Here is a 25540-nt window from a genome sequence, read left to right as displayed (position 1 = left end):
CCATCTGGATGCATTTTCTTGGGTGGTTGTGATGGTGAGCCTGACCCAGCTGGCGGGCTTGTGGGGCGCCCCCCTCTCTGGTGCACAGATCGTCGGTGGTGGTGCGGGATTGGTGAATTCCCTCGATGTCGCGGCCGTTCAATTGCGCTGTGAGAACCTCCAATCTCCGCCTGAAAAGCGTCTCTAAAGTCATTCCATCCCATCAGTCGGTGGGAGGGAACAACCGGATTTTTGGAGATCACCATGTTCAATCCAAGCTTGAAAATCAGGAGGCTTCTGGCCTCGTTCGCTGCCGTCACCTGCCTGTCGGCGCTGGGGCTTTCTGCCCATGCCCTGGAGACGGTGGACAAAGGCGCCTTCACCATCGCCTTCTCTGGCGACATGCCTGGCACAGGCTACCAGGACGGCAAGATGGTCGGCTACGACGGCGAGATCCTGCAGCGCATTGCCGATGCACTCAAGCTGAAGGTCAAGCCCGCGCTGATGGAATGGTCGGGCACGATTGCCTCGGTGCAATCGAAGCGCGTGGATGTGATGGCAGGCACCATGGGATGGACGGAGCAGCGCTCCAAGATCATGGCGTTGAGTGATCCCATCCACTACTTCAAGAACGGCATCACCCAGTCGGACAAGACGGACTGGAGCAAGCTCAAGGATCTTGAAGGCAAGAAGGTCGGCACCATCACCGGCTTCTCGTTCATCCCCGAGCTGCGCAAGATCAACGGCCTGCAGCTGGCGCTGTACGACACCTCGGACGCCGCTGTGCGCGACCTGCTGGCGGGCCGCATCGACGCGGTGATCGGCGACCCGCCGGTGATGCAGTACGCCATCTCGCAGAACCCGCAGTGGAAGGTCAAATTCAATGCTTTCACCGATTCCTCGCCCGACTACCCGCTACTGACAGGCCTGGGCCAGGTGGTGTTTGGCCTGAACAAGGACAACCCTGAGCTGGTCAAGGCCGTGAACACCGAGATCGCCAAGCTCTGGGGCAGCTGCGATCTGCGCAAGATCGGCAAGACCTACGGCCTGGTGCAGGACGTCTGGTACATCCCCGTGGGCCAGAACACCCGTGCCGGTGTTGACCGCCCCGCCGACTGGAAGCTGCCTTCCTGCAAGTGAGCCCAATTGGGTAGGCCATGACCCCCTGGCCTTGACACGCCGCATGCCCGCCACGCGCAGCATGCGGCTTTTTTATTGCGGGTCCGCCAGCCCCGCTGGCCCTTCATCTTCTTTCTTCTTCTTTTTATCCACCATGGCATTCCTTGAACGGGCCGGGCGCGGGCTTTCTATACGCGCGTCGCTGATCCTCGGTTTTTCGGCCATTGGCGCGCTGCTTGCGTTGGCGCTGGGGCTGGCCGTGCAGGCAGGGCTGGCAGCAAACGCGCGGGTGGCGTCGATTGCCAGTGAGAGCCTGCCTCTGTGGAGTGCGGCCTACGAGGTGTCGCTGGAGGTGTCGTCCATATCCCGTGCGCTGCGCGATGCGGTTCTGGTGGAGATGCAGGAAGACCTGCCCACCGAGGTGGAGCGCATTGATGCGGCGCAGCGGCACATCGACAGCCGGATGGCCGCGTTGCAGGGAGCGGTGGTGCTCGCTCCCGAGCGCGAGTTGCTGGCACAGATCGGGCAGGCTGCCACGCGCTTTCGGCAGGACCGCGACCAGTTCCTGGCGCTTCTGCAGAGCGGTGCGCGCGGCCCTGCACGCGGCATGCTGACCGGGGCTTTGCGCCAATCGCAGACGGCCTATCTGCAGGCCCTGGCGCAACTGCGAGAGGCCCAGGCGCGCCAGGTGGAGCAGGCGGCCGCTGCGTCCATCACGGCGCTGCAGGGCATGCTGGTGCAGATGGCCGTGTCGTTCGTGCTGGTGCTGCTGGTGGGTTGCGCTGTGGCGGTGGCCCTGGTGCGCACGCTGACACGCCGGCTGGGAGCAGAGCCCCGGGCCGTGGCGCAGGCCATGGCCCGGGTGTCGGACGGGCTGTTGACTGCACCGCTACCGGGCGTGGTGGCGCCCGCCGGTTCGGTGATTGCTTCGCTGCGCGCCATGGTGGGTGGCCTGGGTGACACGGTGCAGCAGGTGCGCAGCGCATCGGTGGACGTGGCTGCGCAAAGCCGCAGCCTGGTTGGCGAGGCCAAGAATCTGTCCGAGCGCACCGAGATGCAGTCGGCCGAGCTGCAGCAGGCGGCTGCGGCGCTGGAGCAGTTTGCGGCGACCATGGGCAACACGCAACAATCGGTGCTGGATGCGCACCGGCTTGCCACATCGGCCTGCAGTGTGGCGCGCGAGGGCCAGTCCATCGTCGATGGGGCCATGCAGAGCATGCTGGCGGTGGCTGGGCATGGTGCACGCATTGCCGAGACCACTGCAGTGATCGATGGCATTGCGTTCCAGACCAACATCCTGGCGCTCAATGCCGCCGTGGAAGCAGCCCGTGCTGGTGAGCAGGGGCGCGGCTTTGCCGTGGTGGCCAGCGAGGTGCGCAGCCTGGCGTTGCACTCCGCGAGTTCTGCCAAGGAGATCCGCCAGCTGATTCAGCAATCGAACGAGCAGATCGCTGCGTGCCGGAGCATGGTGGAACGCGCGCATGTGCAGACGGCGAGTGTGATCGAAGCCGTCAACTCGTTTGCCCAACTGATGGCTGCGGTGCAGACGGCCAGCGTCGAGCAGCATGTGGGAGTGCGCCAGTTGACTGAGGTGCTTTCGCGCATCGACCAGTTCACACAGCGCAATGCTGCGCTGGTGGAGGAAGCGCGCGGGGCCTCGGAAGCGCTCTATGCGCAGTCTGGCCGGCTGGTGTCGGTGGTGGCGCGTTTTTGCATCGAAGAAGAACCGGGCGATGGCGGGCGCCGCCTGCTTCAGGCCTCCACTGTGGCCGCCTGAAGCGCCTTGCGCATGCGCCCCGGGGGCATGCCGTAGAGCTGCTGGAAGTGTCGGATGAAATGCGACGCGTCCGAGAAGCCGCATTCGTAGGCGATGGTGATGATGGGCAGGTCGGTGCTGGTGAGCATCCAGCGCGCGTACTTGAGCCGTGCGTTGCGGTAGTACTCGGACGGCGTGGTGCGCGTCTCGGCCAGGAAGACACGTTCGAGCTGGCGGCTGCTTGAATCCACCAGCCGTGCGATAACCGCGATCTCCAGCGGTGTCCCGATGTTCTTTTCCATCAGTACGATGGCCTGGCGCAGCTTGTCGTGGTCGGCGGTGCCGTAGCCCAGAGCATGGCGGCGCGCCACATGGGTGCTGCTGGCGGCGGGGTTCACCGTCATTTGGTGGATGACCTTGGCCGCCCGGTCGGGCCCGCAATGCAGGCGCACCAGCTCGGCCGTGAGCTCCACGATGGAGATGCCACCTGCGCAGCTGATGCGGTCGCCGTCGAACACATAGTGGCAGTCAGTGCTGTAGTCCAGTGCGGGGAAGGCGGCCTTCCAGTCCTCCACATGAAAAGGATGCACGCAAGCGCGGCGTCCCGCCATGAGCCCCGCCTGTGCGAGCGCGAATGAGCCTGTGCAGATGCCGATCAGCGGCTTGCCCAGCGATGCCGCGAAATGCAGGAAAGTGGTGTAACGCGGGCTGGCGGTGGGAATGGCGGACAGAAGGCCTCCAATGACCGCGATGTAGTCGTAGTCGCACTCGGAAGAAAGCGATTCCTGTACCGGCACCGCCACTCCGCAACTGGCCTGCACCGATTGCCCCGGTACTCCGAGGATGGTCCACGAGCAGCGGATCTGCCGACTCTGGTCGCCGACGTCGGCAGCATGGCGCAGGCCATCACACAGCCCGGCCAGCGACAGCAGCGGGAACTGCGGCCACAGCAGGATGCCCACGCGCAGCTCCGCCGCCGACGCGGTGGCCGCAGGCCTGCGCCGCGCAGGGGTGGCCCGGGGTGGGGCGTCCAGCCGGTCAATCAATGCACCAATGTCGCCTGTGTTCTGTGCACTGGCCTGGTGCAAATTTGCACCAATCTCTTCAGAAAGCTCTTTGGGACGGGCTTTGGTGGGGGGCATGGGGTTTTCCCGGTATGTCGCATACGTTCAATATAGCGGCGACGGCCTGCAATGAACAGATGGACGAAATTTCTAGCATGGAGGCACTGGGTATCGACGTGTGCGGTTGCAAAGACCGTGCCGCGCTACCCGCAGTTTTGTCTGGAGAACCATGTGAACCATCCCCTGCTTCAAGTGAGCGGCCTCAAGAAGAGCTATGGCCCGGCCGAGGTGCTCAAGGGCATTTCGTTCAACCTGCAAAAAGGCGAGACGCTCTCGCTCATTGGCCCCAGCGGGTCGGGCAAGTCCACCTGCCTGCGCTGCCTGAACTTTCTGGAGAAACCCCAGGCGGGAGAGGTGCTGCTCGAATCCGAGCGTATCGGGCAAGTGCCTGCAGGGAAGGACGCCTGGCGCTTTATGACCGACACCGAGATGGCGCCGCAGCGCCGAGAGATCGGCATGGTGTTTCAGCTGTTCTACCTGTGGCCGCACCTCACCGTGCGCGACAACGTGGCGCTGGCATCGATCAAGGCTGCGCGCATGCCGCGTGATGCGGCCTATGCGTTGGCTGAAGAAATGCTCGACAAGGTGCACCTGCGCCACAAGGCCGATGCCTACCCAGAGCAGCTTTCGGGCGGGCAGCAGCAGCGCGTGGCGATTGCGCGTACGCTGGCGCAAAAGCCCAAGCTGATTCTTTTCGACGAGCCCACTTCGGCGTTGGACCCTGAGCTGGTGGGCGAGGTGCTGGGCGTGATTCGGGAGCTGGCCGAGGAGGGCCGCTCAATGATCCTGGTCACGCACGAAATCCGCTTTGCGCGTGACGTGGCCGATCGCGTGATCTTCATGGACGGCGGGCACATCGTGGAAGAGGGGCCGGCCGCGCAGGTGATCAATCAGCCGCGCATGGAGCGCACACGCAGCTTTCTTGGCCAGGTTGGCAAGGAAGCCGGGCTGGAGCTGTGACCATGCCCGGCATCGAAACCCTGATCCTCATTGTGCTCACGCTCGCGCGTGGCGCGGTGACCGCAGCGCAGGTGGCCCTGGGCGCGGGACTGCTGGCTTCCAGCCTGGGCCTTTTGCTGGCGCTGCTGGTGGTCTTTGCGCACAACCGTGTGCTGCAGGCTGTCATCGCGGTCTACATCGAGTGGATGCGCAATGTGCCGGCGCTGGCGCATCTGTTCGTGCTGTACTTTGGGCTGGCGTCCGTGGGGGTGCGGCTGTCGCCGCTCACGGCGGCGGTGATTGGCCTGGGCCTGGTGGGCGCGGCCATCCTGTGCGAGGTGTTCGCGGCGGGCCTGCGCTGCCTGCACGCAGGCCAGCGCGAGGCGGCGCTGGCAGTGGGCCTGACACCGGCCCAGGCGCTGCGCAATGTGCTGCTGCCGCAAATGCTGCGCGTGACCTTGCCTTCGCTGGGCAACTACGCAAGCCAGCTGGTCAAGGACACCTCGATTGCCTCGGCCATTGCGGCGCCTGAGGTGATGTTCTATGCGCGCAATCTGGTCACATCCACGTTCGAGACGCCGATCATTTACCTGACCGCCATGCTGCTCTATGCGGCGATGGTGCTGCCTATCAGCTGGGCTTTTGCGCGCCTCGAACGCAGCACGGCAGGGGGTGCGCGATGAAAACGTTCTTTGCAACCTACGCCGAGTACATGGGCGAATGGTGGCCTCGGCTGCTGGAGGCGGCGGTGGTCACGGCCGAACTCTCGGCCATCGGCTTCGTCATCGCACTGGTGCTGGGCGCCGTGCTGGTGTGGATGCTGCGCAGCGGTGTGACCGTGCTGCGGCACGGGGCCAATGGCTTCATTCAGCTGCTGCGCGCGGTGCCCCTGCTGGCGCTGCTCTTGGCCATCTATTTCGCGCTGCCAGCAGCGGGGGTCACGTTGTCAGGCTACTGGGCTGGCGCTATTGGCCTCGGTGTACATGGCGCGGCTTACGTGGCCGAGGTTCTGCGCGGCGGGCTCAAATCGGTGCACGGTGGGCAGCGCGAGGCGGGCCTGGCTGCGGGCCTGACACCACGGCAGGTATTCCTCTACGTCACGCTGCCGCAGGCCCTGCGGGTGATGCTGCCGCCGTTGCTCAACAGCTATGTGGCGCTGCTCAAGGACAGCTCGTTGTGTGCGCTGATCGCCACCAACGAACTGATGCTGACAGCCAAGGCCATGTCCAGCGAGTACTTCCTGCCGCTGCACATCTTCATCCTGGTAGGGCTGCTGTATTTCGCGATTGCGTTTCCCCTGTCCCTGTTGTCGCGGTGGCTGGAACAGCGCCTGGCCCATGGACGCCGCACGGTGGGTGCGGCATGAACCGAGACAACAACACCATGACATCCATGACCTACGCGCCGCTGGAACGGCTGGCTGCCGCCATCCATCGCGGAGAACTCTCAAGCGAGGCGCTACTGGAGGCGCAGCTGGCGCGCATTGCGCGCTATGACAGCCAGCTGCATGCCTTTACCGACGTGTATGCCGACGAGGCCCGCGCCACCGCACGCGGCCTGGACCAGATGGCACGGGCTGGTGTGCGCCTGGGCCCGTTGCACGGTGTGACCGTGGCAGTGAAAGACCTGTTCGAGGTTCAGGACAAGCCCATCTCGGCAGGCTCGAAAGCGCGCCCGCCGCGCACTTCGGCGATCAGCGCTGCCGTGGTGGAGCGCTTGCGTGCTGCCGGGGCCGTGGTGATCGGCAAGACGCACACGGTGGAGTTCGCCTTTGGCGGCTGGGGCACCAATGCCGCCATGGGCACGCCGTGGAACCCCTGGGATCTGCAGACCCACCGCACCCCTGGTGGCAGCAGCAGCGGATCGGCCGTGGCGCTGGCGTCCGGCATGTGTTCAGCCAGTGTGGGCACCGACACGGGCGGCTCAGTGCGCATTCCGGCGGGGCTGTGCGGGGTGGTGGGGCTCAAGACCACGCGCGGCCTGATCAGCCGCCACGGGCTGATCGAGCTGTGCCCCACGCACGACACCGTGGGGCCACTGACCCGTACGGTGCGCGACAGTGCCCTCCTGCTCGACGTGCTCTCGGGCCCGGACCCGCGCGACAGCGTCTCCCTGCCGGTGCCTGTGCGCGAGGTCTTGCCGCAGCTCGGTGCGCAGCGCTCGGTGGCGGGCATGCGGGTGTGGACCCTTCCAGAGGCAGAGCGCGAGCATGTGGCTGCCGAGGTGCTCGCCGTGTACGACCAGGCGCTGCAGGTGCTGGACGCCCTGGGCATGCAGCGGGTGAACCGGGCGCTGCCGCAAAGCAGCTCCGAATCCATGCGCGTGGCGGGAAGCCTGATGAGCGCCGAGGGGTACGCCAATCTGGGCCCCTTGTTCGAGCAGGATGGGCTTGAATTTGACCCCCATGTGCGCCGGCGCATTCTGCTGGGGCGTGATATCGGCTCGGCGCAGTACATCCACCTGCTCAAGCTGCGGGAGCAGGCCAAGGCCGACATGCTCATTGCCATGGAGGGTGTGGATGTCTGTGCGTTCCCCACCAACGCGATTGCCGCCATCCCGGTCTCTGAGGTGGACGAATTGGCCACGCCGCTGTCGCGCTTTGGCCGCTTCGTGAACCTGCTGGATCTTTGCTCTGTGGCGGTGCCTGCGGGGTTCACGGGGGCGGGCATGCCGGTGTCCATGCAGGTCATCGGGCGGCCGTTTGACGAGGCGACCATTTTGCGGGTGGGCGATGCCTTCGAGCGCGCGACGCGCTGGCACCAGGCTGTGCCGCCTGGGCTGGAGGCTTAAGCCTCTTTCCAGCCTTGTTTTTCTTCCCTCAGTGTGTTGACGGGGTCCGTGCGATTCACCGGCGCCTCACGGTCCGTCTGCAGCGTCTATTTGTTAAGGAGTGGTCCATGTCTGCAATCCTGGATGTGAAATCCCTGCTGACCCCGCTCGTTGCGGCATTGCTGTGGGGGACAGCGGCTTGTCATGCCCAGACGGCAGGCAGCGCCTTGGCACGCATGGTGCGCAGCGGTACGGTGAATGTGGGCTACATCCCAACGCCGGGTACGTTTGCGTTCCGCGATGCGAGTGGCAATACGGTGGGTTACTCGATCGACGTTTGCATGAAGGTGGTGGAGGGCATTCGCAAGGCCGTTGGCCGGCCAGACCTGCGCGTGGATTTTCGGCCGCTGGAGGCGGCGCAGCGTATCCCGCTGCTGAAGGCCGGTGCCATCGACCTCGAGTGCGGTGGCAACACCAATACCGTGGGCCGGCAGCGGGATGTGGACTTTTCGCACACGCTGTTCACCACGGGCGTGCGGTTCCTGGCGCGCCCATCGGTGCAGCTTGATGGTGTATCCAGTCTGTGGCGGCGGCGTATTGCCGTGAGCAACGGCACCACGGCGCAGGACACGCTGCAGCGCCTGCGCCAGGAGCAGGCGCTGGATGTGGTGGTGGTGCCCACCGACGCCGAAGGTGTGCGCCTTGTGGAAAAAGGGCGCGTGGACGCGTTTGCGCAGGATGACATTCTGCTGTACGGCCTGATCGCTGCATCACCCGCAAAGGATCGCCTGCATGTGACGGGAAGACATCTCACGGTGGAACCCTACGCCTTCATGTTGCCCAAGGACGATGTGCCGCTGCGCGAGATCGTGGACCGTACGGTGCTTTCCCTCATGCACTCGGGCGAGCTGGCCGCCATCTACCGCAAATGGTTCGACACGGCATCGCTGCGCATTCCCATGAGCGCGCACATGCGCGAAAACATCCGCTACCCCAACAAGTACGGCATTCCCTGAAGGCGCGCCCTGCACGCCTTGTTCCTTTCTTTCCCTCTTTTTCTGGCGGTACCAGCCTATCCACATGAACAGCATTCCCTTCATCAGCGATCAGCAGATTTCCGAAACCCTTGATTTCCCCTCCGTCGCCACGGTGCTGGGCGAAGCGTTTGCAAGCCTGGCCACCGGTGGCGCCGCCGTCCACTGCCGCCAGCGCACGGATTGCCATGACCTGCGCCTGAGCACCATGGGGGCCGTGTGGGCAGACCGCGCCGTGGGTGGTGTCAAGGTCTATCCCACGGTGCGGGGGCAGTTCATTTTCTCCATTCTGTTGTTCGATCTGGCCAGCAACCAGCCGCTGGCGGTGCTGGACGGCAACGAGATTACGCGGCTGCGCACGGCGGCCATCACGACGCTGGTGGCATCCAAGGCGGCTGCGGCGCGTCCGCGCAAGCTCGCACTGTTTGGCACAGGGTTGCAGGGCCGGGCGCAGGTGGCCGCACTGTGTGGATGGTTTGAGTTCGAGGAGATTGCCTTGGTGGACCCGGCGGGAGACGCAGCCTGGGCCGAGGCCTTGGCCCGCAGCACGGGCTGCCGCGTGGCCTTCACCACGCCAGAGGCGGCCGTGCGGGACGCCGATATCGTGGTCACGGCTACGCGCTCGGCCACGCCCGTGTTTGATGGCGCATGGCTCGCGCCGGGCGCTTTTGTGTCGGCCATCGGAACCAGCACGCCCAAGGGGCGCGAACTGGACGACGCCACCATGGACCGTGCCGGCCGCATCATCGTGGAGTGGAAGCCGCAGAGCCTGGCCGAGGCAGGCGAGGTGGTGCTGTGGGCAGGGCGCAGCGCCGCATCGCCCTTCGTGGATCTGCCGGAACTCTACGCGGGCCAGGCGCCCTGGCGTCCAGTGGAGCCCGCCATCACCGTGTTCAAGTCGGTGGGCGTTGGGCTGGCCGATGTGGCGGTGGCGCAGCTCGCAGTGTCACGCATCCTGCCCGGGCGGGCGCCAGCGGGTCGAGGGCAGCCATGAAGGTCTGTGTCATCGGCGCGGGGCTGATCGGTTGTGCCACGGCCTACCAGCTGGCGCGGCAGGGTTTTGACGTGCATCTGCTGGACTCGGAAGTGGCCCCCGGTTTGGCCACCAGTTACGCCAACGGAGCGCAGCTGAGCTACAGCTATGTGGAGCCCTTTGCATCGCCCGCCACGCTCTGGGCGCTGCCCAAGATGCTGCTGTCGCGAGAGTCGGCGGTTCGGTTTCATCCGCGCTGGGACTGGCGGCAGTGGGCCTGGGGCCTGCAATTCCTCAGGGCCTGCACGGTGCGGCAGTCGGTGCGTGGCACCGAGACGCTGCTGCAGATGGCGCAGGCCAGCCGGGCCACGCTGGCCGACTGGATGCAGGCAGAAGACTGGAATTTCGGTTTCGAGCAAAACGGGAAGCTGGTTCTCTGCCCCACTGCGGAGGCGTTGCGGCAGCAAGAGCGGCAAGTGCGTTTGCAGGCGGCACTTGGCTGTGACCAGCAGATATTGAACGTGCAGGAATGCCTGGAAGCGGAACCCGCCCTGCGCCGCGCGCGTGCGCTGCGCTTTGTCGGCGGCGTGTGGACGCAAAGCGAATGCGTGGCCGACCCCCACCTTTTGTGCCAGGAAATGGTGGGCAGCCTGCAGCGCCTGGGCGGCACCGTGTCGCTGGGTGTGCAAGCCAGCGGCTTCGTGCGGCATCGCAGCCGTATCAGCGCCGTGATGACCCACCAGGGCGAGATCGAAGCCGATGCTTTCGTGCTGGCAGCAGGACCGCGCGCGGTCACGCTTGCCGCTGCGCTGGGCATCTATTTGCCCATCTACCCCATCAAGGGCTACAGCATCACGGTGCCGTTTCTCCCCGGTGTACAGCGCCCCTGCGCGAGCGTGACGGATCTGGCGCGCAAGACCGTGTTTGCACCGCTGCACAACAACCTGCGTGTTGCAGCCATGGCAGAAGTGGGTGCCCAGGGCCTGGACATCGCGCCCGCCAGGGTCCAGGCCATGGTGGAGGCTGTTGACCAAACCTACCCGGGACTTTGCGACGTCGGTGCGCCAGAGTCTTGGGCAGGACTGAGGCCTGCTACCCCAACGTCGGTGCCCATCGTGGGGCGCTGGCGGTCCAGCAATGTGTACCTCAACGTGGGGCACGGCGCGTTGGGGTTGACGCTGGCGGCGGGCAGTGCGGTGGCGCTGAGCCGGCACATGGGTCGCGTTGATGGTGCGTGAGTTCGAACAACTTCAGGGCGCCCAGCCTTCGCAAACACAGGCCGGGCGAGAGCAATGGGCAGTGGGCGCAACAAACGGACGTGGACGCTGCCCGCCCCCTTGCTGCAGCAGACCGCCAAGAAAGACGGGTACCAAGGGCTCCTGCGAGCCCGATGCAACAGTCACTGCAGCAGGGGTAGTCGTCTTTGAGGTTGTGCTATTGTTTGTATAGCTATAGATGTTGGTCAGTAAAGCGGGAGGCCCGTTTTGAAGCTTAAATCGAAGGACCGAGAAATGGCAGTTTTGTGCGCAACCACCGACATGCAGGGAACCCGGCGTGGAGTAGGGATACAGAGCCGGGCCGCGGTGGTGTCAACGCTATTGTTCGCGCTGCTGTCGTGGGTGGCCCAAGCCCAGGCGCAAGCACAGCAAGCTGCTGCCGGAGTTGCCCAGCCGCTGGAAAACCGCTGCGGCTGGTTTCACAACCCCACCCCCAACAACGCCACCCTGACCGACCGTGATGGCGAGTGGGTGGTCTCCACCCAGGGTGGAGACAGTGCCGAAGGCGACTGGCCTGTGTTCACCGACGCGCAGTGGAAGAAGACCAATGGCCACTATGGCTACGGGTGTGCGTGCATGAAGGTGGTGGTGGACCGCAGCGAAAGGCGGGTGTTGCGCATTGCGTCGGCGGCGGCGAAGCCGTTGAAGGCGTGCCGGGAGGACCGGGCGCTGCCGAAGCCTTGAAGAAGGAAGGGAGTGGCAGGTGGCGGTGGGTGTGGCATTGCCATCAAGCCAAACTCCAGGCCAAAAAACACGGTCCTTCCACGTGGGTCTTCTTGTTGCGGTGGCTATAGTGAGGCCGCTCCCACCAACCACCCCAGTTATGAGCATTCGTCTGCGAATCGCGCGCCCCGTGCTGGATCTTTGTCGCACTGTCGCCCAGTACAAGCAAGGCCTGGGCTTTGAAGAACTCGCCCACTTTGCGGACCACGATGGCTTCGATGGAACCATGCTGGGTTTCCGCGACGCGGATTTCCACTTTGAGTTCACCGTCTGCCGTAGGCACCCAGTGACGCCGCAGCCAACGCCCGAAGATCTGTTTGTCTTCTATGTGCCCGATCATCAGGCGTGGACGGAACGTTGCCAGGCGATGCGTGGTGCTGGCTTCAAGGAGGTCGAATCGTTCAATCCGTACTGGAGCCAGCAGGGCTGCACGTTTGAGGATGCGGACGGGTACCGGGAGGTGATTCAGCGCGCTGCATGGCGCAGTCCGCTGACTCCTCAGAGTTAGCTTGCGTAGGCTATGGGACCAACTATCAATCAGATTCGCAATGTATTGCGAATCTGATGGCTGCAGGAGCCGTTACCCAAGACTGAAACCAAAAGCCAATGTCGCAAATTGGCAGCCCATCATTGCTTCGCCGTGAGCAAGAGTTCACAGTGCTGGTTCCTATTTCACCCACTCCAAGGAGAGCACCATGCCCCACGCGTTGAACTGGTTTGAGATCCCCGTGACCGACTTCACCCGCGCCAAGGCTTTCTACGAGACGGTGTTGGGCATCACCATTGCGCCCATGGAAATGGGCCCGACGACGATGGGCATGTTGTCCACCGACCCCACTGCCATCGGCGGCGCCCTCGTGCAGGGCGAGGGCAGCGTGCCGTCGCAGAACGGGACGATGGTGTACCTGAACGGCGGTGATGACCTGGCCCCGATGCTGGCGCGCGTAGCGCAGGCGGGTGGGGCGGTGGTGGTGCCCAAGACGGAGATTGGCAACGACTTTGGCTTTTTTGCCCATTTTGTGGACACCGAGGGCAACAAGGTTGGGCTGCACTCGATGAAGTAGTGGGTACCCCCGCCCGATGGAAACAGGACCGCCTACGCCACCCGTTCGCCAACACTTCCCGGCTGCGTGAGGCCCTCCAGCCGCGTTAGATACGCCAGGGCCTGCCCATTGCTGGTTCCGCACATTTCCACCTGTGGCATCAACCCGCCGCACACCGCCGGTCGCTCAGGCTGCCCAAAAATGCGGCAGCGCGCATCGTCCCCCAGTTGAACGCACCGCACCCCCGCAGGTTTGCCCTGCGGCATGCCCGGGATGGGCGAGCTGATGGAGGGGGCGGTGCAGCAGGCGCCGCAGCCAGGGCGGCAGTTCATGGGTGGTTGCTATTGTTTGCGTAGCTGCTAGCGCTTGTCGGGCAAGCGCTAGAGGCCAATTTGACTCAAATTTTGGCGTTCACTGGCCAGCGGCAGCATCGCCGTGCAGGCGGCTGGATGCCCACAGCACCTGGTCGACCACGGCGCGCACGCGGTCGCGGTGGGCTTGCTGGATGAGGGCGCCGCTGTCGTCAAACGCGCTACCGGCCGAGCCCAGCGCAAACGCCTTGGGCGCCAGCCAGCATTCGGCGTTGATGAGCAGGGGCGCCAGGTGGCTTTGCGAGCGCAGGCCGCCCAGTGCCCCTGGCGACGCGCTGAGCATGCCCACCACCTTGCCGCGAAAGCTCTTGCCGCCGTCTTGCCAGTCGGGGTTGCCTTTGACGGGGCTGGAGGCCCAGTCGATGGTGTTCTTGAGCAGGGCGGTGTAGCTGCCGTTGTACTCGGGCGAGCAGATGACCCAGGCGGGGTGCTGCCACAAAATTTCTTTGAGCCGGATCACGTCGGCGGGCGTGCCCTGGGCTTCGAGGTCGGCGTTGTACAGCGGGATGTCGAACTCGGACAGCTCCAGCAGCGTGACGGTGGCGCCCGCGTCGCGTGCGATGGCGGCGGTGGCGTGGGCCAGTTTGCGGTTGAAGGATTGCTGGCGCGTGCTGCCGGCAAAGATGAGGAGGGAGGGAGTGGTGTGTGGCATGGTGCCTGCGATTGAATCACAGGCGTGCGGCAGGAATCCTGCAAGCGAGGCAGGCCGGGCAGGGTTATTCCGTGGTGTGGCTGCACGGTGTTTGGGGCGGATGTAGCGATCTATGTGCCGCGACCGGCAAGCCGCCCCACCAGCGTCCCCAGCGCTGTGGCAAAGCAACCCAGGCTGAGCAGCGCACGCCACAGGTTGGCGGCATTCCACTGGTCACGCACTTTGGCCCAGTCGGCGGGCAGGGCCTGGGGGTTCCAGGCTTCGGTGGTGTAGTTCAGGGGCAGGTTGACCTGCTGGGTGAAGAACACGATGCCCAGCAGGTAGGCCACGCCGACCACGGCCAGCAGACGCCACCACAGCGTGCGGTGTTCACGCCAGGCCGTAGCCACGGCCAGCGCGCACCACAGCGGGGGGCCAAAGAACAGCACAAAGAACAGGGCGTGTCGGACGTTGTGGTTGAAGGCGGACTGCACGGTGGCGTAGGTGGCGCCGTCCATTTGCAGCATGGCCAGGTTGACGTTGGCGCTGTAGGTGCCGAAGAACCCGGCCATGAGGCCGAGCCACAACACGGCGAGGGCGTGCGGGATGAGGACGAGCAGGGCAGGCGGCGGGTGGTGGGGGCGTGGGATGGTGGTCATGGCGGGCATGTATAACGATGCACGCAGTCTGCCGATGCCCCGCACCCCGCGCCTTATCCTTTGATAAGCCCCATCTCGCTGCGCAGGCGCGACAGAGAGACATCGGTCACGCCCAGGTACGAGGCCAGGTGTTTGAGGGCGATGCGATCCGCCCATTGCGGGTGTTGCTCCAGCAAACTGGCGTAGCGCTGGCGGGCGCTGAGCTGCAAGAACTCCTGCTCGCGCTGCATCTTGCCGTCGAGCAGGGCGCAGAGCACCCGGTGCTCCAGCGCAGTCCACGGTGCCCAGCCCACGCTTGGCAGAGGGTCACTGGGATGGGTGGGCAAGGGCAGCGCCCACACCGCGCTGTCTTCCATCGGTTCCACGTGAAACATCACCGGCTGCTGGCGCAGTGTGGGGGTGATGGGCCAGCACAGGGCGCCGTCCAGAAAGAAGTTTTTGTTGGACTCGGCCCCGTCGCGGTCCAGGTAGTACAGCCGCAGGGCGCCGCGCTCCACCCACCACAGGTGCCGCCATTGCTCGCCGGCTCGCAGCAGGGGCTGGCCGCGTTGCAGTTGCAGGCACTGAGCGCTGGTCCACCATGTCTCTACGGCTGTCGGTGGCGAGCCGAGCACCTGGGTCAGGAAGAGGGTGAGGGGCGTAGAAACAGACACGGTCTGCGCAAAGTGGGAAAATCGCGGGTTGCCTGCTGGGGCGCCAAGTGCGCCCACCACCAGCAGGGCCGGTATGCGGCGCCTTTGACAGGGAACCCTAGCGCACCGGGTGTTTTGATTATCGGGCCCGCCGGGCCCCGGAGTGTCCCCATGTTGTACCCCCAGGAATTTGATGTGATCGTTGTCGGCGGTGGCCATGCAGGCACCGAGGCCGCGCTGGCCGCTGCGCGCATGGGCAGCAAAACCCTGCTGCTGACCCACAACATCGAGACGCTGGGCCAGATGAGCTGCAACCCCAGCATTGGCGGCATTGGCAAGGGCCACCTGGTGAAAGAGGTGGATGCGCTGGGCGGTGCGATGGCCTTGGCCACGGACGAGGGCGGCATCCAGTTCCGCATCCTCAACAGCTCCAAAGGCCCCGCGGTGCGGGCCACGCGGGCGCAGGCAGACCGCATTCTGTACAAGGCGGCCATTCGCCGCATGCTGGAGAACCAGCCCAACCTATGGTTGTTCCAGCAGGCGGTGGACGACTTGATGGTGGAGGGCGACCGCGTGGTGGGCGCCGTCACGCAGGTGGGTATCCGGTTCCGCTCGCGCACGGTGGTGCTCACCGCCGGGACGTTCCTGGACGGCAAGATCCACGTGGGGCTGAACAACTACGCGGCGGGCAGGGCGGGTGACCCGCCTGCCGTGTCGCTGTCGGCACGCCTCAAGGAGCTGAAGCTGCCCCAGGGTCGCCTGAAGACCGGCACGCCGCCCCGGCTGGATGGGCGCAGCATCGACTTCTCGAAGTGCACCGAGCAGCCCGGCGACGGCATGCCCGGTGGTGTGAACGAGGGCACGGTGCCCGTGTTCAGCTTCATGGGCAACGCAGAAATGCACCCGCGCCAGATGCCTTGCTGGGTGACGCACACCAACGAACGCACGCACGAGATCATCCGCAGCGGATTTGACCGCAGCCCCATGTTCACCGGCAAGATCGAGGGCGTGGGCCCGCGCTACTGCCCGAGCGTGGAAGACAAGATCAACCGCTTTGCCGACAAGGACAGCCACCAGATCTTCCTGGAGCCCGAGGGGCTGACCACGCACGAGTTCTACCCCAACGGTATCAGCACCAGCCTGCCATTCGACATCCAGTACGAGCTGGTGCGCAGCATGAAGGGGCTGGAGAACGCGCACATCCTGCGCCCCGGCTACGCCATTGAGTACGACTACTTTGACCCACGCTCGCTCAAGAGCAGCTTCGAGACGCGGCAGATCCAGGGCCTGTTCTTTGCAGGGCAGATCAACGGCACCACGGGTTATGAAGAGGCGGCGGCCCAGGGCCTGTTCGCTGGCATCAACGCCGCCCTGCAGTGCCGGGGCGACGCACCCTGGCTGCCAGGCCGCGACGAGGCCTATCTGGGCGTGCTGGTGGACGACCTGATCACCAAGGGCGTGACCGAGCCCTACCGCATGTTCACCAGCCGGGCCGAGTTCCGCCTGCAACTGCGCGAGGACAACGCGGACATGCGCCTGACGGAAGCCGGTCGCAAAATGGGCCTGGTGGATGACGCCCGCTGGGATGCGTTCAGCCGCAAGCGCGATGCTGTTTCACGTGAAACAGAACGCCTAAAGGCCACGTGGGTGAATCCGCGCAGCCTGCCTGCGGCCGAATCCGAGCGGGTGCTGGGCAAGAGCATCGAGCATGAATACAACCTGTTCGAACTGCTGCGCCGCCCAGATGTGAACTACACCGACCTGATGTCCATGGATGGTGGCAAATACGCGACCAACGATGTTTCACGTGAAACGCTAGGCGATTTGAGCGAACCCGTGGTGGAGCAGGTAGAGATTGCCGCCAAGTATTCGGGCTACATCGACCGGCAGCGAGATGAGGTGGGGCGCGCCGCGCACTTTGAAAAGCTGCGCCTGCCTGCCGAGCTGGACTACATGCAAGTCACCGCCCTGAGCATCGAAGCCCGCCAGGTGCTCAGCCGCCACCGGCCCGAAACCCTGGGCCACGCCTCGCGCATCACGGGCATCACACCGGCGGCGATCTCGCTGCTGATGGTGCATCTCAAGAAGGGCGGGTTCAAGGAGTTTGCGGTGGCTGCGGCTGCCAAGGCAGAAGGGGAAGTGGCGGCATGACGATGGCAGTGACAAACGACAGCTTGCGCCAACAGCTGCAGGCAGGGGCCGATGCCTTGGCCCTGGGTCTGACCGACGCCCAGATTACCCTGTTGATGGATTTTCTGGCCCTGCTGCAGAAGTGGAACAAGGTCTACAACCTGACCTCGGTGCGCGATCCGCAGGAGATGATGACGCACCATCTGCTGGACAGCTTGGCCGCTGTGCCGCCGCTGCTCCGCCATGTTGCTGTGCTTGCAGGGGAGGGCCACCACGCTGTGCGCTTGCTAGACGTCGGCTCGGGCGGAGGTTTGCCCGGTGTGGTGTTTGCCATCTGCTGCCCGGATGTGGATGTGAGCTGCGTAGACACCGTGGGCAAAAAGGCTGCGTTCATCCAGCAGGCGGCGGTGGCCCTCAAGCTGCGCAACCTGCATGGCGTGCACGCACGGGTCGAGACGCTGACGACCCCCTTTGACATCATCAGCTGCCGCGCCTTTGCCTCGCTACCCGATTTTGTGACCTGGTCGCGGGCTGCATTGGTAGCGCCGCACGGGGTCTGGCTGGCCATGAAGGGCAAGCACCCCGAGGATGAAATTACGGCCCTGCCCACCGATGTGTCGGTGTTTCACGTGGAACAGCTCACTGTCCCAGGCCTCGACGCCGAGCGCTGCATCATCTGGATGAAGCCGGTCTGACCGTCGGCCGCTATCTTGTCAGCGGCCGGGGCGGGGTGGTCGCGTAAACTCGGCACCTCACTTCGGGTGCATCCATCTGCGCACCCGTTCAGCACACCGGGAGAGATCATGTTCGGCATCGCAGACTACGGCGCCTTTGTCGCCGCCATTGTGTTGTTCCTGCTCATTCCGGGTCCCGGCAATCTGGCGCTCATCACCTCCACCAGCAAGGGGGGCGTGCGGGGCGGCCTGGCGGCCACGATGGGGGTGATCGCGGGTGACCAGGTGTTGATGTGGGCCGCGGTGGCCGGTGTGGCGGCGCTGCTGGCCACGTACCCCACAGCGTTCAATGCAGTGCAGTGGTTGGGCGCGGCCTACCTTGCTTGGCTGGGCTTCAAGATGCTGACGGCCAAACGCGGCGCACAACCCATCCTCAACATCCAGCCGCGCCACTACTTCAAACAGGCCGGCCTGATCACCTTGCTCAACCCCAAGGCCATCGTGTTTTACATGGCGTTCTTCCCTCTGTTTGTGGACCCGGCCCGGCACCAGGGCTTGCTGACCTTTGGCGTGATGGCGGCGACGGTGGCGGTGCTGACGTTTATCTACGGGCTGGTCGCCGTGCTGCTCACGCACCACCTGGCCGAGCGCATGCGCGCCAACCCGCGCATCGGCCGCGTGCTGGAGAAGGTGGCGGGCGTCTTTCTGATCGGCTTTGGCATCAAGCTCGCCATCTCCAAATAAAACAACGACAACGACAACAACAACTCGGACTGCAACACCCACATGGCCAAAATTTTCTGCGTTGCCAACCAAAAGGGTGGCGTTGGCAAGACCACCACCACCGTCAACCTTGCTGCGGGTCTGGCCAAGATCGGCCAGCGCGTGTTGATGGTGGACCTGGACCCGCAGGGCAACGCCACCATGGGCTCGGGCGTGGACAAGCGCAGCCTCGACCTCACGGTGTACGACGTGCTGCTCGAATCCGCCTCGGTCAAAGAGGCAGCCGTGCTGTCGGAAAAATGTGGTTACTGGGTGCTGGGCGCCAACCGCGAACTGGCGGGCGCCGAGGTGGAGCTGGTGGCGCTGGAGCACCGCGAAAAGCGCCTCAAGGCCGCGCTGGCCGAGGCCGATACCGACTTCGATTTCGTGCTCATCGACTGCCCGCCGTCGCTCTCCATGCTCACGCTCAACGGCCTGTGCAGCGCCCATGGCGTGATTGTGCCCATGCAGTGCGAGTACTTCGCGCTCGAAGGGCTGACCGACCTGGTCAACACCATCAAGCAGGTGCACGCCAACCTCAATGCCGACCTGCAGATCATCGGCCTGCTGCGCGTGATGTTCGACCCGCGCATCACCCTGCAGCAGCAGGTCAGCGACCAGCTCAAGGGCCACTTTGGCGAGAAGGTGTTCAACAGCGTGATCCCGCGCAACGTGCGCCTGGCCGAAGCACCCAGCTACGGCTTGCCCGGCGTGGTGTTTGACCCGGCGGCCAAGGGCAGCCAGGCCTTCGTCGAGTTTGCGCAAGAGATGGTGGACCGCGTGAAAAACATGCCTGCTGCTGCATCTTCCATGGCAAAAATGGCACCTGGCGCTTGATGGAAAAGCGCTAACAGCTATTAAATTGATAGTAATGAAGGCGTCCAACATCCTGTTGCTGCCCGGCTGGCAGAACTCTGGCCCCGACCACTGGCAAAGCCGCTGGGAGGCTGTGCACGGCTACCAGCGCGTGGAGCAGCACGACTGGATGCGCCCGCTGCGCGGTGACTGGTCGGCGCGCCTGGAAGAGACCGTGGTCGATGCCGACGGCCCCGTGGTGCTGGTGGCGCACAGCCTGGGCTGCGTTCTCACCGCGTGGTGGGCTGCGCATTCGGCCAACGCGCACCGCGTATTGGGTGCGTTGCTGGTGGCACCGGGCGATGTGGAGCGGCCCGATCTGGCCGCGCAGATCCACGGCTGGGCGCCCATTGCACGCAAGCCCCTGCCGTTCCCGGCGCTGCTGGTGGGCAGCCGCAATGATCCGTATTGCAGCCTGGAGCGTGCTGAGGGTTTGGCGCAGGCTTGGGGCGCTCGCTTCATCGACTACGGCGAGCGCGGCCACATCAATGCCGAATCGGGCCTGGGCGATTGGGACGAGGGGCACGGCTGGCTGATGCAGCTGGCCAACCCGGCATGAGCCGCTGGGCCTTGTGGCGCGTGGTGCGCCGTGTAGCCGTCAGCTACCGAATTTCTCAGTGAACCGATCCATGACCAAAATCAACATGTCCGCCATCGCCGACCAACTGCCCCGCGCCTGGAACTCCACGGTCGTGGGCCAGGCGGCAGGCGCCAACGTCAAGGTGCTGCGCATGGACGACGCCGCCTACCCCGACGAGTCGCACGACTTTGACGAGGCGCTGCTGGTGCTCGACGGCTGCATGCGCCTCGCCCTGCAAGGGCAGGTCACCGAGGTGAATGCGGGCGAGGTGTTCATCGTGCCCGCGGGGGTGCCCCACGCCGTCGCGCCCGGCAGCCATGGCACGCTGGTCATCATCGACCGCTGAAGACTCTTTCCCCCATTCCTTTTCGCGAGAAGCATTTCATGGTCACCAAAAAACCCAAGGGCCTCGGCCGTGGCCTGGAAGCCCTGCTGGGCCCCAAGGTCGAAGAAAAAGTGGAGCAGGCCCAGGCGGCCGAAGCCGGGCTGCCCAGCAGCCTGCCGCTCTCCGAACTGGTGCCCGGCGTGTACCAGCCCCGCACGCGCATGGACGAGGGTGCGTTGTACGAGCTGGCCGAAAGCATCAAGGCCCAGGGCATCATGCAGCCCATCCTGGTGCGGCGCCTCACGGGTGGCGACAACGCCGGCAAGTACGAAATCATCGCGGGCGAGCGGCGGTTCCGCGCCTCTCGCCTGGCGGGCCTGGCCGAGGTGCCGGTGCTGGTGCGCGACGTGCCCGACGAGTCGGCGGCGGCCATGGCGCTCATCGAGAACATCCAGCGCGAAGACCTCAACCCGCTGGAAGAAGCCCATGGCCTGCAGCGACTGGTCAAGGAGTTTGGCCTCACGCACGAACTGGCCGCGCAGGCCGTGGGCCGCTCGCGCAGCGCGGCCAGCAACCTGCTGCGCCTGTTGAACCTGGCCGAGCCCGTGCAGACCATGCTGATGGCGGGCGACATCGACATGGGCCATGCGCGCGCGCTGCTGTCGCTGGACCGCGCAGCCCAGATCACCGCGGGCAACCAGATCGCGGCCAAGAAGCTGTCCGTGCGCGAGGCCGAAGCGCTGGTCAAGAAGATCGGTGCCGAGTTCAGCCTGGTGCCGCAAAAGCCCCAGAAGGAAAAGTCGCGCGACTTGAAGCGCGTGGAAGAAGAACTCTCGGACCTGCTCATGGCCGAGGTCGAGGTGCGCGTGAAAAAGCGCGTGAAGCGCCATGGCCGGGTGGAGGACATGGGCGAGCTGGCGATTCAGTTCGGCTCGCTCGAAGCTTTGAATGGCTTGATCGACCGCCTGCGCGGCTGATCGACCGCTGGTCCGGGGCGCGGCGCTGCCGCCGCGCAAACATGCGTGAAATAGCGCACACAAACGGTTTCCACAGGTAACTTGCGCAGGCAAAATGCGTCTGTGCGGGGCCTACACTGCGCTGCGTTCAACACACCCGGGTTGACCGCAAGGCCTCTTCACAGGGCGGCGAAAGTGCCGCCCTGTGGCCCACGATGGTTTGCCGGGTGATCCATGTATCTCCTGGAGCAGACCCCCATGACCTCTTTGCGCTTCATCCTGACCCCCGCCTGCCTGGCCGTTGGCCTGTGCATCGCCAGCCTGGCCGCCCAGGCCCAAACCACCAAAGCCCCCAAAGTCCAGCTGTGGATGGATGTCTCCACCGGCACCATGGCGGGCATGCCTGAGATGGACAGCCTGCCCGGTGGCGGCGGCATGCTCGGCGGCCTGATGGGGGGGATGGGCGGTGGCGCGCAGGGCAGGGCGGGTGGTGGTAACACGTCCTATGGCCACGCCCGCGCCATGTCCATCATGCCGCCGCGTGTGATCGACATCGCCTTGCACAACACCCTGCGCCCCGGCGTCGAAGCCAGCCAGGCCATACCGCCTGGTATGCGCATGGGCGAATCCCTTCCGCTGATCCCGCCCCGTGCCCAGCCCACCCAGACCGAGCCGGGCGAGGTGCCGCAGGAATACCAGCAGCACCAGCCCAAGGGCCGCATCCTGCTGTACTGGGGCTGCGGCGCCACGGTGCGTGCGGGCCAGCCGCGCGTCATCGATCTGGCGCGCGCCAAGCCGACCGACTACGCACAGGCCTTTGCCGGCCGCGCCGTGCCCGACCGGGGGCCGCGCGTGGGCCCGGCCTATGCGCTGTACCCCAACGAACGCAACCAGGTGAGCCTGTCGCGGGACAGCTCGCTGGTGGGCGAACACCAGGTGCGCGGCGACGGTGTGCCTGCGTCCATGAAGTTCACGCTGGGTGCGGCACAAGACCTCATGCCCGCCATCGACCTGCGCACCACCGGCAAGCCGCAGGACAGCATGGGCACCAGCTGGCAGCCCGTGCGCAATGCGCGCGCCTACTACCTGCACGCCATGTCGCAGAGCGGGGACGACCTCATCATGTGGTCCAGCGCCGAGACGCCCGACACGGGCATGGGCCTGTTCGACTACCTGTCGCCCGCCACCATCGACCGCTGGCTCAAGGAGCGTGTGCTGCTGCAGCCAGAAACCACGCAGTGCGCCATTCCGCAGGGCATCTTTGCGGGCGGCGGGCGTGACGCCACGCCCATGCTGCGCATGATGGCCTATGGCGGCGAAAGCCACATCGTGCACCCCCCGCGCCCGGCGGACCCCAAGGCCGCGTGGGAGCCCGAGTGGGCCGTGCGCGTGCGTGTGAAATCACACACCATGGCCATGCTGGGCGAAGAGATGCAGGGGCGGCGCGGGGGCATGGGGGCTGCTCCGCCGGCCGCTTCGGGCGGTGCCTATTCGAGCGGCATGGGCGGTGCGCCGACCGGCCAGCAGCCCGCTGGCGACGGCGGTGCGGAATCCGGCAACGCGGGCAACGTGGTGAACCCCGTCAACCTGCTGCGCGGCATTTTGGGCCGTTAAGAATCCATGTTGGCCCTGCGCATGCCCTGGCCGCTGCCCGCGCTGGTCGCGTGGGCGTGCGCGTGGCTGATTTTTGTGGCACTCCAGCGCGCGGTTCCCCCCGTGGCTGCCTTGCTGGTCGCCTGCCTGCTGGGGACGGCGGCCAGTGTCCTGGGCGACAGCTGGTGGCGACGCGGGCTGATTGCGGCGGGCTTTCCGCTGTCGCTGGCGCTGCTGGGTGCGGCCAGCCTGCCGACCTGGGCGTGGCTGGTGCCGCTGGCGCTGCTGCTGCTGGTATACCCCCTGAACGCTTGGCGCGATGCGCCGCTGTTTCCCACGCCCCACCATGCGCTGCAGTCGCTGGCCTCGCAGGCTCCGCTGCCGCTGGGTGCCCGCGTGCTGGATGCGGGCAGCGGCGTGGGCGATGGCCTCAAGGCGCTGCGCCACGCCTACCCGGCCGCACAGCTGGAGGGCATCGAATGGAGCTGGCCCCTGCGCCTGCTGTGCGCCCTGCGGTGCCCCTGGGCCAAGGTGCGGCGCGCCGACATGTGGGCCGAGGACTGGAGCCCCTACCGCATGGTCTATCTGTTCCAACGGCCCGAAAGCATGGCCCGCGCCGCCGCCAAGGCCCAGGCCGAGCTGGCAACCGGGGCATGGCTGGTGAGCCTGGAATTTGCGGTACCCGGCGTTCTGCCCTGTGCACAGCTGCGTGCGCCCGGTGGCCGCGTGGTGTGGCTGTACCGCATGCCCCTGAACCGTGTCGAGGCATGAAATGGCACTGTTGGATTGCGATTTGAGCCGTTCGCCACGGTTACAGAAAAGATACAAGCTTTTGCTACATTGCGTCCCTGGCTACAACCCCATACAAAACTACCAAGAAACTCACAGCCAGAGGGGGCTGCCAGCAGCACGTGAACGCGCCGGGAGGGGGCGCACCGGCCGCCAGCACCTTCCTTGTCCGGACCTCCCATCCTGCAGGCCCCACCAGCCTCTACGGCGCACCACTCTGACGGGTGTGCCTGTAGTGCGGTGCCGTCTTGCGCGTGGACATGGCCGGGGTTTTCTGGTGCACCACCGACCGATCTGCAAGGAGCATTCATGACCGCCCATCCATCCCGTTTCCGCCCGCGCCTTCTGTGGGTGCTGGCCCTGAGCGCCGCCCTCACGGGCTGCGCCACCATGCAGAGCCATGACAAGCTGGCGACCGACATGCAGAATGCCGGCCGCAGCGGCGGCATTCCCGCAGCCATCGCCCAGCTCGAAAGCACGGCCAAGACCGAAGAAGAAAAAACCGCGCTGCTCTACAACATGGAACGCGGCGAGTTGCTGCGCATGGACCGCCGCTACCCCGACAGCACCAACGCCTTCCTGCTGGCCGACAACAAGGTCAAGGAATGGGAAGAAACCGCCAAGACCAACCCCAGCAAACTCATGGGCACCGTGGGCGCTGCGCTGATCAGCGAACGCCTGAAGGTCTACGAGGGCCAGGACTATGAAAAGGTGTGGGTGACCACGCGCCTGGCGCTCAACCGCATGGCCGTGGGCGACTTTGAAAACGCCCGTGTGGACATCAAGCGCACGCACGAACGCGAAGCCATCATTGCCGAGTTCCGCGCCAAGGAAACCCTGGCCGCTGAAGAAGAAGCAAAGTCCAAGGGCGCCACCTCTGGCGGCAAGGAACTCAACGGCTACCCCGTCGAGACGCTGAACGATCCCGAAGTGCTGGCGCTCAAGAACGGCTACCAGAACGCGCTTTCGCACTACCTGGCCGGTTTTCTGTACGAAATGCTCAACGAGCCCGGCCTGGCCGCGCCCGGCTACCGCAAGGCCATCGAGCTCAAGCCCGAAACCGGCGTGCTCGAAGAAGGCCTGCGCGGCCTGGACACGCGCACGGGCTTCACCTGGAAGCGCCGCCAGCGCATGACCGACGTGCTCTTCATCGTCGAAGCCGGTGACGCCCCGGCGCGCAAGCCCAAGGCCTTCACCATTCCCGTGCCCACGGGCCGTGGTTTGGTCACGGCCAGCATCTCCTACCCCGTGATCGAGCCGTCTTCCGATCCACTGCTGACCACCATCTCCGCTGCTGGCACCGACCTCAAACTGGAAAAAGTGGTGGACGTGAACGTGATGGCGCGCCGCGCGCTCAAGGACGAAATGCCCGGCATGGTGCTGCGTGGCTTCACCCGCGCCGTGGCCAAGGGCGTGCTGCAGAACGAACTGCAAAAGCGCGGCGGCCTCATCGGCGGCATCATCGGCGCGGCCGCCTCGGTGGCCACCGAGCAGGCCGACGACCGCATGTGGCGCATGCTGCCCGGCCGCGTGTATGTGGCCCGTGGCTACCTGCCGCCCGGCGAGCATGTGGTGAGCGTGAACGGCCGCCAGCTGCCCCAGCCCATCAAGATCGACGGCCAGTACGCCCTGGTGCCCCTGCGCATGTATGAAAACAGCGTGCTGACCGGCGACGTGGCCATGCTGGGGCAGCTGCCCACAGTGGCGGCGGCACCGCAGCCCGCCGCAGAGCCTGCCACCACCGTGCGCACGACGACGACCACCACCACCCGCACGCGCTCGGTGCCCAAGTCGGCGGTCAAGTCCACCTCGGCCACGCCTGCCGCCAAGAACTGAAACCGAACATG

At 65.4% G+C, this 25540-nt stretch carries 27 protein-coding genes; 22 read left to right on the top strand and 5 right to left on the bottom strand.

The window, feature by feature from the left end:
- The first annotated feature begins 243 nt into the window (after positions 1-243).
- Positions 244-1119 carry an ABC transporter substrate-binding protein gene (locus ACODS0_RS06735; protein WP_431151397.1) on the top strand — a complete coding sequence of 292 codons (876 nt, stop codon included), beginning with the start codon at positions 244-246 and terminating at the stop codon, positions 1117-1119.
- A 133-nt stretch (positions 1120-1252) separates the two neighbouring features.
- Positions 1253-2875, top strand: coding sequence for a methyl-accepting chemotaxis protein (locus ACODS0_RS06730; protein ID WP_488833776.1), 1623 nt, complete (start codon positions 1253-1255; stop codon positions 2873-2875).
- Here the strand turns inward: ACODS0_RS06730 and ACODS0_RS06725 are convergent.
- Entirely contained in the window at positions 2851-3996 is a 1146-nt protein-coding gene (locus tag ACODS0_RS06725; RefSeq protein ID WP_488833774.1) for a GlxA family transcriptional regulator, read from the bottom strand. The two genes, ACODS0_RS06730 and ACODS0_RS06725, sit on opposite strands and share 25 nt — an antisense overlap.
- A 153-nt stretch (positions 3997-4149) precedes the next feature.
- On the opposite strand from ACODS0_RS06725, the gene ACODS0_RS06720 reads away from it, so the two are divergent.
- The 10 genes from ACODS0_RS06720 (at position 4150) to ACODS0_RS06675 (ending at position 12757) form a co-directional block, all read left to right on the top strand.
- Positions 4150-4938: an amino acid ABC transporter ATP-binding protein gene (locus ACODS0_RS06720; RefSeq protein ID WP_057227878.1), complete on the top strand. Its 789-nt coding sequence runs from the start codon at positions 4150-4152 to the stop codon at positions 4936-4938.
- Between the two features lie 2 nt (positions 4939-4940).
- The gene (locus tag ACODS0_RS06715) at positions 4941-5600 is read left to right on the top strand and encodes an amino acid ABC transporter permease (RefSeq protein WP_488833772.1); all 660 of its coding nucleotides are present in this window, start codon (positions 4941-4943) and stop codon (positions 5598-5600) included.
- Positions 5597-6283, top strand: a complete 687-nt coding sequence (locus ACODS0_RS06710) for an amino acid ABC transporter permease (RefSeq protein ID WP_488833770.1) — start codon at positions 5597-5599, stop codon at positions 6281-6283. The genes ACODS0_RS06715 and ACODS0_RS06710 overlap by 4 nt, the downstream gene beginning before the upstream one ends.
- Positions 6284-6300: 17 nt before the next feature.
- Positions 6301-7707, top strand: coding sequence for an amidase (locus ACODS0_RS06705; RefSeq protein WP_488833768.1), 1407 nt, complete (start codon positions 6301-6303; stop codon positions 7705-7707).
- Between the two features lie 107 nt (positions 7708-7814).
- Positions 7815-8702, top strand: a complete 888-nt coding sequence (locus ACODS0_RS06700) for an amino acid ABC transporter substrate-binding protein (protein WP_488833767.1) — start codon at positions 7815-7817, stop codon at positions 8700-8702.
- Between the two features lie 64 nt (positions 8703-8766).
- Positions 8767-9714 (top strand): ornithine cyclodeaminase family protein, encoded by a 948-nt coding sequence (locus ACODS0_RS06695; RefSeq protein ID WP_488833765.1) that lies wholly within the window; start codon positions 8767-8769, stop codon positions 9712-9714.
- On the top strand, positions 9711-10931 hold the full coding sequence (locus ACODS0_RS06690) for an FAD-dependent oxidoreductase (RefSeq protein ID WP_488833763.1): 1221 nt from the start codon (positions 9711-9713) through the stop codon (positions 10929-10931). The genes ACODS0_RS06695 and ACODS0_RS06690 overlap by 4 nt, the downstream gene beginning before the upstream one ends.
- Before the next feature lie 348 nt (positions 10932-11279).
- A complete protein-coding gene (locus tag ACODS0_RS06685) occupies positions 11280-11654 on the top strand; it encodes a DUF4087 domain-containing protein (RefSeq protein ID WP_488833761.1) in 375 nt (124 codons plus the stop codon).
- Between the two features lie 139 nt (positions 11655-11793).
- Positions 11794-12201 (top strand): VOC family protein, encoded by a 408-nt coding sequence (locus ACODS0_RS06680; protein WP_488833759.1) that lies wholly within the window; start codon positions 11794-11796, stop codon positions 12199-12201.
- A gap of 187 nt (positions 12202-12388) precedes the next feature.
- Complete coding sequence (locus ACODS0_RS06675; protein ID WP_488833757.1) at positions 12389-12757, top strand: VOC family protein; 369 nt, start codon at positions 12389-12391, stop codon at positions 12755-12757.
- Between the two features lie 32 nt (positions 12758-12789).
- On the opposite strand, the gene ACODS0_RS06670 is transcribed toward ACODS0_RS06675, so the two are convergent.
- The 4 genes from ACODS0_RS06670 to ACODS0_RS06655 all read right to left on the bottom strand — a co-directional run bounded on the left by ACODS0_RS06670 (position 12790) and on the right by ACODS0_RS06655 (position 15050).
- Positions 12790-13068 carry a YkgJ family cysteine cluster protein gene (locus ACODS0_RS06670; RefSeq protein WP_488833755.1) on the bottom strand — a complete coding sequence of 93 codons (279 nt, stop codon included), beginning with the start codon at positions 13066-13068 and terminating at the stop codon, positions 12790-12792.
- Positions 13069-13147: 79 nt separating this feature from the next.
- Positions 13148-13759, bottom strand: a complete 612-nt coding sequence (locus ACODS0_RS06665) for an NADPH-dependent FMN reductase (protein WP_218301391.1) — start codon at positions 13757-13759, stop codon at positions 13148-13150.
- A gap of 110 nt (positions 13760-13869) precedes the next feature.
- The gene (locus ACODS0_RS06660) at positions 13870-14397 is read right to left on the bottom strand and encodes an anthrone oxygenase family protein (protein WP_488833753.1); all 528 of its coding nucleotides are present in this window, start codon (positions 14395-14397) and stop codon (positions 13870-13872) included.
- Between the two features lie 53 nt (positions 14398-14450).
- A complete protein-coding gene (locus ACODS0_RS06655) occupies positions 14451-15050 on the bottom strand; it encodes a Crp/Fnr family transcriptional regulator (protein ID WP_488833751.1) in 600 nt (199 codons plus the stop codon).
- Positions 15051-15200: 150 nt separating this feature from the next.
- Between ACODS0_RS06655 and mnmG the strand changes: the two genes are divergently transcribed.
- From mnmG to ACODS0_RS06605, 10 genes are all read left to right on the top strand, one after another.
- The gene (mnmG, locus tag ACODS0_RS06650) at positions 15201-17180 is read left to right on the top strand and encodes a tRNA uridine-5-carboxymethylaminomethyl(34) synthesis enzyme MnmG (RefSeq protein ID WP_488833749.1); all 1980 of its coding nucleotides are present in this window, start codon (positions 15201-15203) and stop codon (positions 17178-17180) included.
- A complete protein-coding gene (gene rsmG / locus ACODS0_RS06645) occupies positions 17177-17854 on the top strand; it encodes a 16S rRNA (guanine(527)-N(7))-methyltransferase RsmG (RefSeq protein WP_488833747.1) in 678 nt (225 codons plus the stop codon). The genes mnmG and rsmG overlap by 4 nt, the downstream gene beginning before the upstream one ends.
- Positions 17855-17962: 108 nt before the next feature.
- On the top strand, positions 17963-18577 hold the full coding sequence (locus tag ACODS0_RS06640; RefSeq protein ID WP_488833745.1) for a LysE family transporter: 615 nt from the start codon (positions 17963-17965) through the stop codon (positions 18575-18577).
- A gap of 42 nt (positions 18578-18619) precedes the next feature.
- Complete coding sequence (locus ACODS0_RS06635) at positions 18620-19432, top strand: ParA family protein (protein WP_121421778.1); 813 nt, start codon at positions 18620-18622, stop codon at positions 19430-19432.
- Between the two features lie 34 nt (positions 19433-19466).
- On the top strand, positions 19467-20009 hold the full coding sequence (locus ACODS0_RS06630; protein ID WP_431151414.1) for an RBBP9/YdeN family alpha/beta hydrolase: 543 nt from the start codon (positions 19467-19469) through the stop codon (positions 20007-20009).
- A 70-nt stretch (positions 20010-20079) separates the two neighbouring features.
- On the top strand, positions 20080-20376 hold the full coding sequence (locus ACODS0_RS06625; protein ID WP_488833741.1) for a cupin domain-containing protein: 297 nt from the start codon (positions 20080-20082) through the stop codon (positions 20374-20376).
- Between the two features lie 38 nt (positions 20377-20414).
- Entirely contained in the window at positions 20415-21332 is a 918-nt protein-coding gene (locus ACODS0_RS06620) for a ParB/RepB/Spo0J family partition protein (RefSeq protein WP_010465109.1), read from the top strand.
- Between the two features lie 237 nt (positions 21333-21569).
- Positions 21570-22925: a hypothetical protein gene (locus tag ACODS0_RS06615; RefSeq protein ID WP_488833739.1), complete on the top strand. Its 1356-nt coding sequence runs from the start codon at positions 21570-21572 to the stop codon at positions 22923-22925.
- A 6-nt stretch (positions 22926-22931) separates the two neighbouring features.
- Positions 22932-23675, top strand: a complete 744-nt coding sequence (locus ACODS0_RS06610; protein ID WP_488833736.1) for a class I SAM-dependent methyltransferase — start codon at positions 22932-22934, stop codon at positions 23673-23675.
- A gap of 327 nt (positions 23676-24002) precedes the next feature.
- On the top strand, positions 24003-25529 hold the full coding sequence (locus tag ACODS0_RS06605) for a COG3014 family protein (RefSeq protein ID WP_055395761.1): 1527 nt from the start codon (positions 24003-24005) through the stop codon (positions 25527-25529).
- Positions 25530-25540: the final 11 nt, after the last annotated feature.

The organism is Acidovorax sp. FG60, from assembly GCF_057808995.1.
The sequence above is the reverse complement of the archived record's forward strand: the minus strand, read 5'-3'. Positions and strand labels throughout refer to the sequence as shown.

Bases quoted from the DNA above. Each gene is read 5' to 3' on its own strand.
- ACODS0_RS06735 (WP_431151397.1), top strand. From the start codon at position 244: ATGTTCAATCCAAGCTTGAAAATCAGGAGGCTTCTGGCCTCGTTCGCT.
- ACODS0_RS06730 (WP_488833776.1), top strand. From the start codon at position 1,253: ATGGCATTCCTTGAACGGGCCGGGCGCGGGCTTTCTATACGCGCGTCG.
- ACODS0_RS06725 (WP_488833774.1), bottom strand. From the start codon at position 3,996: ATGCCCCCCACCAAAGCCCGTCCCAAAGAGCTTTCTGAAGAGATTGGT.
- ACODS0_RS06715 (WP_488833772.1), top strand. From the start codon at position 4,941: ATGCCCGGCATCGAAACCCTGATCCTCATTGTGCTCACGCTCGCGCGT.
- ACODS0_RS06710 (WP_488833770.1), top strand. From the start codon at position 5,597: ATGAAAACGTTCTTTGCAACCTACGCCGAGTACATGGGCGAATGGTGG.
- ACODS0_RS06705 (WP_488833768.1), top strand. From the start codon at position 6,301: ATGACATCCATGACCTACGCGCCGCTGGAACGGCTGGCTGCCGCCATC.
- ACODS0_RS06700 (WP_488833767.1), top strand. From the start codon at position 7,815: ATGTCTGCAATCCTGGATGTGAAATCCCTGCTGACCCCGCTCGTTGCG.
- ACODS0_RS06695 (WP_488833765.1), top strand. From the start codon at position 8,767: ATGAACAGCATTCCCTTCATCAGCGATCAGCAGATTTCCGAAACCCTT.
- ACODS0_RS06690 (WP_488833763.1), top strand. From the start codon at position 9,711: ATGAAGGTCTGTGTCATCGGCGCGGGGCTGATCGGTTGTGCCACGGCC.
- ACODS0_RS06680 (WP_488833759.1), top strand. From the start codon at position 11,794: ATGAGCATTCGTCTGCGAATCGCGCGCCCCGTGCTGGATCTTTGTCGC.
- ACODS0_RS06675 (WP_488833757.1), top strand. From the start codon at position 12,389: ATGCCCCACGCGTTGAACTGGTTTGAGATCCCCGTGACCGACTTCACC.
- ACODS0_RS06670 (WP_488833755.1), bottom strand. From the start codon at position 13,068: ATGAACTGCCGCCCTGGCTGCGGCGCCTGCTGCACCGCCCCCTCCATC.
- ACODS0_RS06665 (WP_218301391.1), bottom strand. From the start codon at position 13,759: ATGCCACACACCACTCCCTCCCTCCTCATCTTTGCCGGCAGCACGCGC.
- ACODS0_RS06660 (WP_488833753.1), bottom strand. From the start codon at position 14,397: ATGACCACCATCCCACGCCCCCACCACCCGCCGCCTGCCCTGCTCGTC.
- mnmG (WP_488833749.1), top strand. From the start codon at position 15,201: ATGTTGTACCCCCAGGAATTTGATGTGATCGTTGTCGGCGGTGGCCAT.
- rsmG (WP_488833747.1), top strand. From the start codon at position 17,177: ATGACGATGGCAGTGACAAACGACAGCTTGCGCCAACAGCTGCAGGCA.
- ACODS0_RS06640 (WP_488833745.1), top strand. From the start codon at position 17,963: ATGTTCGGCATCGCAGACTACGGCGCCTTTGTCGCCGCCATTGTGTTG.
- ACODS0_RS06635 (WP_121421778.1), top strand. From the start codon at position 18,620: ATGGCCAAAATTTTCTGCGTTGCCAACCAAAAGGGTGGCGTTGGCAAG.
- ACODS0_RS06630 (WP_431151414.1), top strand. From the start codon at position 19,467: ATGAAGGCGTCCAACATCCTGTTGCTGCCCGGCTGGCAGAACTCTGGC.
- ACODS0_RS06625 (WP_488833741.1), top strand. From the start codon at position 20,080: ATGACCAAAATCAACATGTCCGCCATCGCCGACCAACTGCCCCGCGCC.
- ACODS0_RS06620 (WP_010465109.1), top strand. From the start codon at position 20,415: ATGGTCACCAAAAAACCCAAGGGCCTCGGCCGTGGCCTGGAAGCCCTG.
- ACODS0_RS06615 (WP_488833739.1), top strand. From the start codon at position 21,570: ATGACCTCTTTGCGCTTCATCCTGACCCCCGCCTGCCTGGCCGTTGGC.
- ACODS0_RS06610 (WP_488833736.1), top strand. From the start codon at position 22,932: ATGTTGGCCCTGCGCATGCCCTGGCCGCTGCCCGCGCTGGTCGCGTGG.
- ACODS0_RS06605 (WP_055395761.1), top strand. From the start codon at position 24,003: ATGACCGCCCATCCATCCCGTTTCCGCCCGCGCCTTCTGTGGGTGCTG.